General features: G+C 58.7%; 8 protein-coding genes. 5 read left to right on the forward strand and 3 right to left on the reverse strand.

The window, feature by feature from the left end; genetic code table 11:
• Nucleotides 1-112 precede the first annotated feature (112 nt).
• Nucleotides 113-3,082 (forward strand): inverse autotransporter beta domain-containing protein, encoded by a 2,970-nt coding sequence (locus tag G5S37_RS13475; protein ID WP_165204729.1) that lies wholly within the window; start codon nucleotides 113-115, stop codon nucleotides 3,080-3,082.
• Nucleotides 3,083-3,170: 88 nt separating this feature from the next.
• On the opposite strand, the gene G5S37_RS13480 is transcribed toward G5S37_RS13475, so the two are convergent.
• On the reverse strand, nucleotides 3,171-3,512 hold the full coding sequence (locus G5S37_RS13480; protein WP_165204731.1) for a DMT family protein: 342 nt from the start codon (nucleotides 3,510-3,512) through the stop codon (nucleotides 3,171-3,173).
• A gap of 81 nt (nucleotides 3,513-3,593) precedes the next feature.
• On the opposite strand from G5S37_RS13480, the gene G5S37_RS13485 reads away from it, so the two are divergent.
• Together G5S37_RS13485 and G5S37_RS13490 are read left to right on the forward strand one after the other, a co-directional pair.
• The gene (locus G5S37_RS13485; protein WP_165204733.1) at nucleotides 3,594-3,956 is read left to right on the forward strand and encodes a hypothetical protein; all 363 of its coding nucleotides are present in this window, start codon (nucleotides 3,594-3,596) and stop codon (nucleotides 3,954-3,956) included.
• Nucleotides 3,957-3,994: 38 nt separating this feature from the next.
• A complete protein-coding gene (locus G5S37_RS13490; RefSeq protein ID WP_165204735.1) occupies nucleotides 3,995-4,867 on the forward strand; it encodes a hypothetical protein in 873 nt (290 codons plus the stop codon).
• 52 nt (nucleotides 4,868-4,919) lie between these two features.
• On the opposite strand, the gene G5S37_RS13495 is transcribed toward G5S37_RS13490, so the two are convergent.
• Both G5S37_RS13495 and G5S37_RS13500 read right to left on the reverse strand, forming a co-directional pair.
• Nucleotides 4,920-5,780, reverse strand: a complete 861-nt coding sequence (locus G5S37_RS13495) for a hypothetical protein (RefSeq protein ID WP_165204737.1) — start codon at nucleotides 5,778-5,780, stop codon at nucleotides 4,920-4,922.
• Between the two features lie 127 nt (nucleotides 5,781-5,907).
• Entirely contained in the window at nucleotides 5,908-7,044 is a 1,137-nt protein-coding gene (locus G5S37_RS13500) for a hypothetical protein (RefSeq protein WP_165204739.1), read from the reverse strand.
• Between the two features lie 309 nt (nucleotides 7,045-7,353).
• Between G5S37_RS13500 and G5S37_RS13505 the strand changes: the two genes are divergently transcribed.
• Together G5S37_RS13505 and G5S37_RS13510 are read left to right on the forward strand one after the other, a co-directional pair.
• Nucleotides 7,354-10,539, forward strand: coding sequence for a PSD1 and planctomycete cytochrome C domain-containing protein (locus G5S37_RS13505; protein WP_165204741.1), 3,186 nt, complete (start codon nucleotides 7,354-7,356; stop codon nucleotides 10,537-10,539).
• Nucleotides 10,540-10,559: 20 nt separating this feature from the next.
• On the forward strand, nucleotides 10,560-11,987 hold the full coding sequence (locus G5S37_RS13510; protein ID WP_165204743.1) for a DUF1501 domain-containing protein: 1,428 nt from the start codon (nucleotides 10,560-10,562) through the stop codon (nucleotides 11,985-11,987).
• The last annotated feature ends 3 nt before the right edge of the window (nucleotides 11,988-11,990 follow it).

The following is an 11,990-nucleotide window of genomic DNA, read 5'->3' on the forward strand; positions in this document are numbered from 1 at the left end:
TTTGGTCCGGGCATGCGCCGCCGGTTTGCTTTCCGCCTGCAGTCTCACACCTGCGCTGCTTGCGGGTCCCCCTGTCAAAAATCCGAAGGATGTGGTGGTTGAGGCCCATCCTATGTATCTGGGCACCGTTACTGGTGGGGTGAAGACAAGTGATGACTACACGGAGGGCAATTTCTCGATTGTGGCCCCCGTGTGGAGCACGCTGGGTGCAGACTCCACGCTGAGTGGTGATGTCATCTATCTGGAGCCCTACACCTCCTGGGGGGAGCAGGGCGAAGTGGCCGCCTCACTTGGTTTGGGATGGAGGCACCTTTTTGGCACCCAGTCCGTCTCTGCGCTGAAGAACCGTGATGTGCCGCAGCCGGGATTCTTCGACGAGGGCATCTTCGTCGGAGCGAACGTGTTCATCGACATGCTCGACACGGAGGAGGATAACCAGTTCTGGCAGCTGGGCGTGGGTCTGGAAGTCGGTACTCGCTATGTGGAAGTGCGTGGGAACTACTACATCCCGCTCTCCGACAAGCAACTCGCTGAAACCACGCGCACCGTGGAGACCATTCAGCGCTCGAGCACGAGCACGTCGCAGTCGGTCACGCCCACGAGCGACCCGTACGCTACGGGCAGCAGCGTCGCGCAGAATGCCCTGTTCACGACGACTACTACCACAAGCATCAGCACCACGACCATCGAGCGTCTCTTCCGTCGTTATGAAGAGGGCATGGAAGGCTGGGACGCGGAAGTCGCCTTCCTGATCCCCGGGCTGGATCGGTACTTCGATTTGCGCGTTATCGGCGGCTACTACAAGTTCGACAATCAGCCCTTCGGTCCGCAGGAGGGCGGTACTGGCAATGTGGAAGGCTGGAAGGCTGGTGTGGAAGTCCGCCCCGTTCCAGCGGTCATTCTCACCGGAACCTGGTATGACGATGAACGTCTGACCGGCAGTGACTGGACTGTGGGCGTGCAGCTTCAGATTCCCTTCGAAGGCGGTGATCTGGGCGATGGCAAGACTTTCTGGAGCCGCATTGGTGAGTCCTTCACGCCTCGCCGTCGTCATTTGGTGGAGCGTTTGGCTGAACCGGTCCGTCGTCAGAATGCCGCCATCAAGGTGGCCAACACCGTGGATACGGATACGAGCACCAGCACCAAGGTGAAGAAGGTCACCAAGGTCACGCAGCGTCCTGGCCAGGTAGTGTTGGAAGATGACATCGTCTTCGTGAACAACGGAGATGCCGTGGGCAATGGCATTCAGGCGGGCACAGCTCAGGTGGATGGCGCCACGGGTACGGCCGAGCGGCCCTTCAATACCATCACGGAAGGTTCGTTCCTGGCTGGCACCAACAGCAACAACAGTGGCCGCTTGTGGACGGTGTATACCCAGGGTGGCACAGGCATAGATTATGAGGAGTCCGTGCTTCTCACGGGAAGCACCCGCTTCACCAGTTCTTATGTGCCTATCGTGGGCCTTGGTGGACGGAACTTCGGCGGCGATACGGCGCGTCCTGTCCTTTATGGAGGCATGGCTGCTCTGAATATCAATACCTTCATTGTGCAGGGCTATGACTTCCGTGGTGGTATCTTGGCAGGGTTTGGTCCGAGTGTGGTGGCGTTCAATCCCACCAACCTGGTTGTGACGGACAATGTGTTCACGCCTGATTTGGGAGGGCTTCCTCCCATTGAAGAGCTCCCTGAGGAGTTGGGCGAGTTTGAAGCACTCATCCCCTTGTTGCTTTCTTCCGTCTCTGTCCTGGCGGATTCCGACGGTGGCACGCATAACATCGTGCTTCAAAACAATGAGTTCAATGGGGTGTTTGCCGCCCTCGCTGTTGCCAGTGGTTACGGCTTCGACCTGAACGATCCGTCATCCTTCTTCGATATGTGTGGATGCGGCGGTGGCTCTTCACCCATCGTGAATATCCTGGCCTCGAACAACATCATCAACAGTGCCTACATGGCAGGCATCTACATTGATGCCGTCGGCGGTTCGACCGTGAACTCCACCATTTCGAACAACCTGTTCCAGGGGGAGTTTGGCGCGGCGACTCTGATCTCCAGCTATGATGACGCCATCGTGGATGTGCAGCTCACGGGCAATGTCTTCGACGGTTACTTTAACCAGGTGATCTCCGGATTCTACGCCGAGGGCGACTCCTTCATGAACGTGAATGTTGCTGGAAACAGCGTCTCAGAGTGGTCGGAATACGGAGTGGGCTTTGGTTTTGTCACCTTCGATCATGCCACCATGACGCCGACTATCTCGGGCAACACCATCAGCGGTGACAGCTATGAGGCCATGGTCACGCTTGACAGCCACAATTGCTCCACGCTGCTTGCTTCCATCTCCGGCAACGTTTTTGAAGGTGACGGTTGTGGCTGCGATGTGCCAAACGCTATCGCCATCACGTCGAAGCATGCTTCCACTCTGAGGGCGGACATCCTGGGTAACACCTTCCTTGGTGACTTTGATCACGCCCTGGATGCAGACAAGCGCCAAGTCTCTCGCATGACGATCGACTTCTCCAACAACGTGCTGAACGGCGAGTTCGAGCGTGATGCCATCAAAATCGCAGCACACCACTACGATGACGAGGACGGTGAGCGCCTGAAGGCGACCATCACTGGCAACCAGTTCTACGGAGACTATGACGCGAGCGGCATCTTCCTGCTGGCTGAGCATGATGCTGTGCTGAAGGGCACTGTCACTGGAAACGTTTTCCACGGGTACTTCCAGGACAACGCCATTCAGCTCAAGAGCCAGGATGATGGACGCCTGGCTGCCACCGTGGCAGACAACATCCTCAGTGCCGATGGTGTGGTCAATGACGCATTCCTCAAGGCACGGAGCAATGATGGCTCGCGTCTGAGGATCAAAGGATTCGATCGTAACCTCGTGCTTGGCTCGGGGACAAACCCAGATTCGGTTGGCTTCTTCTTCCGGGAAGATGGCGGCAGCAAGTTGACTGTCGATGGCACGCTTGATCCGGCTGCTAGCAACTTCGTGTCCGAGTTCTTCCTCAGTCCGATGGATGTGGTAGGCAACCCGAGCGGCGATTTCTTCCTGAACGGCGCACCGGTCAGTCCGTAAGTCTTGTATGATCTGAAAAGCGGAAGGCTTCGTCTGGAGCCTTCCGCTTTTTTATTGGCTGTCTCGGCCTCTCTCTTGGCCGCGAGAGCTACTTCCGGAAGATGAAATACACCGCTCCGCACATGCAGAGGGCGGCCCAGAGGTAGTCCCACTTCAGCGGCTGTTTCATGTAGAGCAGCACGAAGGGCACGAATACTGTCAGGGTGATGACCTCCTGAAGAATCTTGAGCTGGGGAAGGCTCATGGTCTGGCTCCCAATGCGGTTCGCTGGCACCTGGAGCAAGTATTCAAAGAGAGCAATGCCCCAGCTCAGCAGGGCTGCAATGATCCAGGGCTTGTCCCTCATGTCCTTGAGGTGGGCATACCACGCGAAGGTCATGAAGACATTGGACATGGATAACAGGGCGATTGAGGTGATGATCGGGGGCATGGGCTCGGCTTTCGACGCGAAGTAAAAAAATGGCGGTGTTTAGATTGACACTTCGCTCTCATTTGTTGGATAAAATCCGCGATGGCAAGGCCCCGTTCCACATTCCTTTCGCTGGCGACTCTCATTGGGTTTTCTCTTGCTTCCCCAAGCTGCCAGGAACACCGCCGCCTGGAGGCGGAGACGGCTGCCGCGAAGAAGCAGGTCGGGGAACTCAGGCCCCAGGTGCAAAACAACCTGGATGAGGCCGCCCAATATTCCAGAACGCGCACGGAATTGCTGAACGCGCATGCGAACGATGACCAGGCAGCCTTCACTCCGAATGGCTCAAAGGCTCTTGAGGATGAAATGGCCGCTCTCCAGGCGGAGAAGTCACGACTGGAGAAGGATATCAAGGCAATCGATGAGGAGCACGAGCAGTATAAGAAAACAATCTCACAGGGCTAACTACATCTGATCTAGTTATGGAAGGGCGCATTTGGGCCATGTTGGCCGCATTTTTGTTCATTGCCTGCTTTGCGGCACTGGTGAGTTATTACATCGAGATCGATTCGAAGCGACGGGATCTGGCTGCGGCGCAAACTGATTTGAAGTTCGTGCAGCAGTCTCTCATTTCTACAAAGGCACAAACCGAGAATTCGCGGAAGAGTTATGAAGACATCGTGGCCATTGAAAAGCTGATTGGAGAAAAGAAGGAGCTTGGAAATACCATCGCCAACCTGCGCAAGAAGCGCGCCGCGGCTGTGGAATCCTACAAGAAGAGCGTGCAGGACGTGCGGGCTTACGCCATTGGCACGACGTGGCCAGAGTTCAACCATGGAAACCAGACGCTTCGTGGCGCAAAAATTCAAAAGATCACGGACACCGAAGTCACCTTTGCTCACGATGAGGGAGTCGCGAAACTAAACAAGGATACTCTTCCTGATGCTGTGAGGGACCGTTTTCGGATCGAGCAATTCCCGATGCTTCCGGAGCCTCCGCCAACTCCCGAGGGGGTGGATGCAAATTTGCCCCCGCCGCCTTTGTCCAACGACGTGGTGCCTCCTGTGGCTGTTCCGGCAACGACCGCGGCCAACAATACGAGAGTAGGAAAACTCCAGCTTGAGATTGACGCGTGTGAGCAGAAGATAAGGACACTAACAGAGAATCGGCAGGAATGGCTGAACCGTGCCTCCAGCTTTCGCGTGCAAGCCAACCGGGCGAGCAACAGGGGCCGCCCGTCTTATTCATTCAACCAACAGGCCCTGCAGGCAGAGCAGAATGCTGATACGATACAGGTCCAAATCGAACGGGTACACAAGGAGATTCTGGAACTGAAGAAGAAGCAACTGGAGCCTGTTTCTGCCACGGCGCAATGATGTAGCCCTCGTTCTCGAGGTTGGGAACCGGCAGCTACCTTCCTACGCCCTGCTACGCCAGCATGAGGGCTGACTCGCTGGCCCGGGTGATGCGGTCATGCCACAGCACCACGAGTTGCGCTTCGGGACACTGCGTGGTGGAGCCGAGCGTTTGCACGTAGCGACAGGTGGCGAATTTGGAACTCGCGCGTTCGTAGCCGGTGAGCCACTTCATGTGGGCGTTTTCCGCTGCGGGCGTTTCTCTGGGAAAGGAGCGGTTCGGGCGTTCGACGCCGCATCGCCAGGGCTTGGGCGTGAGACGGGCGCGGAAGCACTCCTGCGCGCGTGTCAGGTCGATGTACTGGGGATCGCTGCCGAGTGCCTGGAGGATCTCTCGGGATTCAGGAGAGGTGGGCTCAAATGTTTCATGCGTCATGAGCAGCCGCCAGCCAGCAAAGGTGCGGTAGCAGCGGATGCTCCAGTCGGGATGACTCGCGGCAAATGATGTCACCAATGCCGGCAGTTGCGGTTCGGCTTTGGCAGGTTGCGTTTTGGTGAAGAGGGAGAGCAACTGCTTGAACGGTGACTCGGGCGGGGGTGTTGGATCATCGATGTCTGCAAACATCACCTTCGGTGTATTGAGCACCGCGGCTCCATAACCATTCCGCGTGATGAGGGCCAGCGTACCACCGTCCGTGTGAGTCATCGTCTCAAGGATCTCCTCACGGATGGGACGGCTCGCGTAGAGATACTTCTCGGGCAGGGGAGCACCCGAGCGGATACGATCCATCAGGCGCTGCAGCGTCTCGGAAGCGCGTGAGCGGGCCTGCGTGAGGTTTTCGTCCGACCAGCCAAAGCACTTCAATGGCAGCGGGCCCTTGGGTGACTCGTTCACTTCATCCTCGGCGGAAGCCCAGTATTGGGGGATTTCCATGCGGCACAAAAGACGGCGGGATGCCGAGCACGATGCTGCTACACCCCGTGTATCGACGAGTGAACGGAACTTGTCGAGCTCACAAGCAAGTCCGCCGTGAGTGTGCAGGCCAAGAGTCTGCGCGCGCCTACTTGGCAAACCACCCCTTGGCCAACGGGTCTTCTGTGAGGAATTTGAGAAGGAGTTCCGTGACCTTGGCCCGGCCGGATTCACTGGGGTGTACGCCGTCGCCTACGAAGTCGCTGCGTTCCCATTTCAGATCATCGGTGTTGCGTCCCTGCAGGCCGTCTGCCCAAAGGTAGGGGCCCCAGAGCAGGAGAGGTGACTTGGTGAGCGCGAGTTCGGCGTCGCCTCTGATCTGCCGCTGGATGAGCCAGCGCGCAGGGAACGCGCTCTCATAGGCATAGGGTTCGGGGTTCAGGTTCCCATTGGCATAGCCGCCATAAGTCCGGCTGCCCAGATAAGCGATGCGCAGATTGGGGAAGAGAGCCTTGGCATTTTGGAGGACTTTCAAGGTGTCTGCCTCCAGCTTCCTGCAGTGCTCCTGTAGCGAGCCGCTGGGGCCTTTGTTGGCCAGCTTCACCCAGGCAACCTGGACCTGTTGGGGCGTGACGCCTGCACTGGCCAGCCGTGACTTTGCCTGCGCCCAGGGCTGCGCATCTGGAGGTGCCCACTCCGCCATGGCCTGACCTCCCTGGGCGCAGTCGACGATGGTGACTTTGGGTGACTTCTTCGGCGAACCATCGGCCTCGCGTTTGAAAAAGGAGAATTCCTGGGTCGCGTTCGACATGCTGATGGAGACAAATGCGATGGTGCCTGTGGGCGAGGGTTTGCCTTCCTTGTCCAGCGGTTGGATTGCCGCGAGCTGAGCCACAGCTGCCTTGCGATGGGCTTCAGGCGGTGTGTTCATGCCGCCGCCGTAGAGGCCGCCATCCTGCCCTTCATACTTGTCGCTCGCACCAAGGTCGGTGAGGGGAGTGAGGTGATCTGGAGCTTTGCGTAGGGAACCGGTGTTGGGACCGCCACCGGAACGGCCTCGCGTGGCTTTCGCGCGTTCGTAGTAGGCCGTTTCCTCCGGCGTGAGTGTTTCCCCGCTTTGTGCCCGTTGGTGGAGTTGCCGTACTTTATTCCAATCGAGTGCTTCGGTGGCAGGAGCTGCCGGAGAGTTGGTGCTGTTGGTGGACTGGCCAAGGATGGCAAAAGAGTTCAAGCCGCCACACACGAGAAGCAGACCGAGCCGGATGAAGAGGTTGGTTTTCATCATGACGACATGAACCCTGCTAATTGCCCGGGGTTGCAAGGTGTCGCGGCTTAATGTCAGAAGTATTGCGGAACCGTACCGCTGTACTTGGCGCGCGACTTTCATGCGCATGAGACCCTCCAGTGGCGATTGTTCGAAGCGGCGATGAGGATGTTCAGATGGAGTAAATTGCCATCGGTGAGTCATATACTCCATCGGGCGATTTACCTAGTGAAAACATGCTTTCCGTAAGGCGGTAATGGTGTGATAGCATGGATTTAATAATCCTCGCTAGACCTGACCCATGGCGACGTTTTACCTATCTTCCCCCCGATGAGTCGCTCCACTCTGGTTACCCTTGTTTTCGCCATCCATGCCACCGCCGCTACCGCACTCGCGGCGGAGGGTCCCATTCGCTTCAATCGCGATGTGCGACCAATCATGTCGGACACGTGTTTTCACTGCCATGGGCCGGACAAGAACTCGCGCAAAGGAGGCCTGCGGCTGGACATTCGTGAGGAGGCGCTGAAGCCGGGGAAGTCCGGGGCCATTCCCATCGTGCCAGGCAAGCCGGAGGAGAGTGAGATCATTGCACGCATCTTCACGAAGGATGCGGACGACTTGATGCCGCCTGACGATGCACACAAGGAGCTGACGGAGGCGCAAAAGGAAACCTTCCGTCGCTGGGTAGCCGAGGGCGCCGTGTATGAGGCGCACTGGGCATACACGCCGCTGGTGCGTCCGCCGGTGCCGCAGATCCAGGATGAACGCTTCAGCTTGCACAATCCGATCGATGCCTTCATTGCGGAAAAACTCATTGAGAAGAAAGCCGGTCCGTCCGCGGCGGCGGACACGCGTACGCTGGTGCGCCGACTCTCGCTGGACATCACCGGGCTTCCACCTTCGCCAAAGCAGGTGGGGGATTTCGTGAAGGCTACCGAGGGCAAGAGCCCCGCCGAAATCGATGCGGCCTACGATGCCTTGCGTGATGCGCTTTTCAAATCTCCACACTACGGCGAGCGCATGGCAGTGTGGTGGCTGGATGTGGCGCGCTTCACCGACACGGTGGGATTCCACGGTGACCAGAACCAACGCATCTTCCCGTATCGCGACTATGTGATTGGCGCGTTCAACAAGAACCTTCCCTTCAATCAGTTCACCAAAGAGCAACTCGCGGGTGATCTTCTGGAGAACCCGACCAAAGAGCAGCTCGTGGCCTCGGGGTTCAATCGCCTGAACATGATGACCCGCGAGGGTGGGGCGCAGCCGAAGGAGTATCTCGCGAAGTATGGTGCCGAACGCGTGCGCACGGTGGGAGGTGCGTGGTTGGGGGCGACGCTTGGCTGCTCTGAGTGCCATGACCACAAGTTCGATCCCTTCACGGCAAAGGATTTTTATGCCATGCAGGCCTTCTTTGCGGATGTGAAGCAGTGGGGCGTGTACGCTGACTACGGCTACACAAGAAATCCCGAGCTTAAGGGATGGAGCAATGAGTATCCTTTCCCCCCGGAAATCGAAGTGGTGAGCCCGTATTTGAAGAAGCGCGGCGAGAAACTGCATGGGGAAATGTTGGCTCTCGCGAAGAAGGCCCTGGCAGCGATATCGGCTGGGGAACTCGCGGCGTGGAAGACGGAATCGCAGGCATTCCTGGCGAAACACAAGAGTGGCTGGCAGGCACCGGCGCCGGTGGTCACCGTGAGCGAGGCGCCAGTCACTCCCAAGAAGAGTGACAAGGCGGCTGCGACTGAACCCAAGAAGGCAACTCCGGAAAAGGCAGGCGAAAAGCAGGAGCGTCCGCAGCCGGTAATTGAAAAGGGACAGCGCATTGTGTTCGCTGAAAAGCGCGCGGATACCACGAAGGTGGCACTCAATGTCACTGGCAGGGTGGCAGCGGTGCGCATCGAGTTCCTGCCGGATGCGCGGAATGGAGGCGGCATCCTGCGCGATGGATCACAGAATTCTTTCACCGTGAAGCCCGTCATAGCTGTGCTTCGCAAGGGGGCAGCCAAGGATGCAAATGCCACGGTGGCTTATGCCACGGCCACCCGGGAGGATCCGCAGTACAACAGCACGGTGCAGGTTTTGAACCTGCGCGGTGGTTGGAAGACCTCGTCCAAGGAATGGAATCAGCCGCAGACTTCTGCGTGGATTCTGGAGGCGCCGGTCACCCTGATGGAAGGTGATACACTTCATGTCACCATTCCCGGAAACATGGCTGGAGTGATGCGTGTGTCCGTTTCGCCTTTTGCGCCCTTGAAGCCGTTCGGCAGGGACTGGAGCGGGAAGCTCGCGGAAGCATTGAAGCAGGAGCAGACGTCCGACGAACTTGCCGAGATGTATCTCGCCTCCACCGGCGTGGACCGCGCGGCGCTCGCGGAATATCGCAAGGTGCATGCGGAGTGGCTCGATTGCCGTGAAGGCAGGACTTGGACCATGGTGACGAAGGCCATGGAACCGCTGACCGTGCGGGTACTGCCACGTGGCAACTGGATGGATGAGACCGGAGAGGTGACGCCTCCCGCCGTGCCGGAGTTCCTGCCTGCCTCCTTCCGCGCGCAGAAGGACAAGCCGCTGGCTACGCGCCTGCAACTCGCCGAGTGGCTCTGCTCCCAGGAGAATCCGCTCACGCCGCGCGCCACGATGAACCGGCTGTGGAAACAGTTCTTTGGCAATGGTCTCTCCATGGTCGTGGATGATCTGGGTGCGCAAGGCGAGCCTCCGAGCCATCCGGAATTGCTCGACTGGCTGGCCTGTGAATTCCGAGACAGCGGCTGGGACGTGCAGCACATGATTCGCCTGATGGTGACCTCCAGCACTTACCGCCAGGGCAGCAGCCTGCGCGCGGATATGCGTGAGATCGATCCGGCCAATCGCCTGCTGTCCTCCCAGAACCCAAGGCGCCTCGATGCGGAATTCGTGCGGGATAATGCGCTCGCGATCTCAGGGGCGCTCAATCGTGAACTCGGTGGTCCCAGTGTGAAGCCGTACCAGCCGGCCGACTACTACGAAAACTTGCAGTTCCCGAATCGCACCTACATCGCGGAACCGGATGATCGTCAGTGGCGCCGCGGCGTGTACATGCACTGGCAGCGCACCTTCCTGCACCCCATGCTGGCGAACTTCGATGCGCCCATGCGTGATGAGTGCACCGCGTTACGCAATAATTCAAACACGCCGCAGCAAGCGCTCACGCTGTTGAATGATCCCACGTTTGTGGAATCCGCGCGTGTCTTTGCCGCGCGATTGCTGGAGGCGAAGATGCCGGGGGATGTTGCGCGTTTGAACCGTGCGTACGTTCTGGCAATGAGCCGACCGGTGAAGAAGGAGGAGCGTGAATCGTTGCTGGCCTTCTTGAAATCCCAGCGTGAGCACTTCCAGGCGAATGCTGCGGATGCGGAGAAGTCCCTGCAAGTGGGACTCAAGCCTGTGCCTGCGGATCTCGACAAGACGGAACTGGCTGCGTGGACCTCTGTCTGCCGTGTGATCCTGAATCTCCACGAAACCATCACCCGCTACTGATTCTTTCCCCCGTGAATCGCATGAACTTTGACTTCGAAAGCTACGACCGTGGACTGAAGCGCCGGGCGTTTCTGCACCAGTCCGCGTATGGGCTGGGCGGGATTGCCTTTGCCTCGCTGCTGAATCGCGCTGATGCGGCGGCCAGCGCCAATGACCGCTGGAGTGGCGTGATCAAGAAACCGCATGCACCGGTGCGTGCGCGGCGTGTGATCCATCTCTGCATGGCCGGCGGTCCCTCGCACCTGGAGACTTTTGACTGGAAACCCAAGCTGAAAGAGCTGGATGGCAAGGCGTTCCCCGAGTCCTTCACGAAGGGTCAGCAGCTTGCGCAGCTTCAGGGTGCTGAGCTGAAGGCACGTGGTGCTTTCTGCAATTTCTCCAAATATGGCCAGACGGGCAATGAGATCTCCGATCTCTTCCCTCACATGGCGGGCATTGCTGATGAACTGTGCATCGTGCGGTCCATGCAGACGGAGCAGATCAATCATGACACGGCGCATGCCTTCATGAATACGGGCTCGATCATCAAGGGGCGGCCCAGCATGGGCTCGTGGCTGCTGTATGGGCTCGGGTGCGAGACAGAAGAACTGCCCGGCTTCGTGGTACTCACGTCCGCAGGCAAGACGGGTCAGCAGCCGATATCCGCGCGTCAGTGGTCCAGCGGCATCCTGCCCAGCAAGTTCCAGGGCATTCTCTTCAACTCCAAGGGTGATGCGGTGCACTACCTCGGCAGTCCCGATGGCGTGTGCCAGAGCACGCAGCGGCAGGTAGTGGAAGAGGTAAAGCGCCTCAATGGTATGCTCGCGGAAGAGCGCATCGATCCGGAAATCCAGACGCGCATCGCGCAGTATGAGATGGCTTTCAAGATGCAGAGCTCCGTGCCGGAACTGACGGACATGAAGAGCGAGCCGCAGCAGATCCTGGACATGTATGGGGTGAAGCAGCCGGGTGACGGTACCTTCGCCAGCAACTGCCTCCTGGCCCGTCGCATGGCGGAGCGCGGCGTGCGCATGATCCAGCTCTACCATCGCGCCTGGGACCACCACGGTGGCATCGTGGATGGGATGAAGTCTGCGGCGGCAGATGTGGATCAGGCGACCGCTGCGCTCATCAAGGACCTGAAGCAGCGTGGTCTTTTGGATGACACACTCATTCTGTGGGGTGGGGAATTTGGTCGCACGCCAATGGGGCAGGGTACTGGTCGCGACCATCACATCCTGGCCTTCAGCGTGGCCATGGCCGGTGGTGGTGTAAAGCCGGGCACCTATGGCGCTACGGATGAACTGGGCTACCGCGCGGTGGATGACGTGGTGCACGTGCATGATCTGCACTCCACGATGTTGCGGCTCATGGGGGTCGATGACAAGCGGCTCACGGTGAAATTCCAGGGGCTGGATGTGCGGCTCACCGGCATTGCCGGGCATGTGGTGAAAGGGATCATGGCGTAGTGC

Source organism: Roseimicrobium sp. ORNL1 (assembly GCF_011044495.1).
Classification (GTDB): domain Bacteria; phylum Verrucomicrobiota; class Verrucomicrobiia; order Verrucomicrobiales; family Verrucomicrobiaceae; genus Roseimicrobium.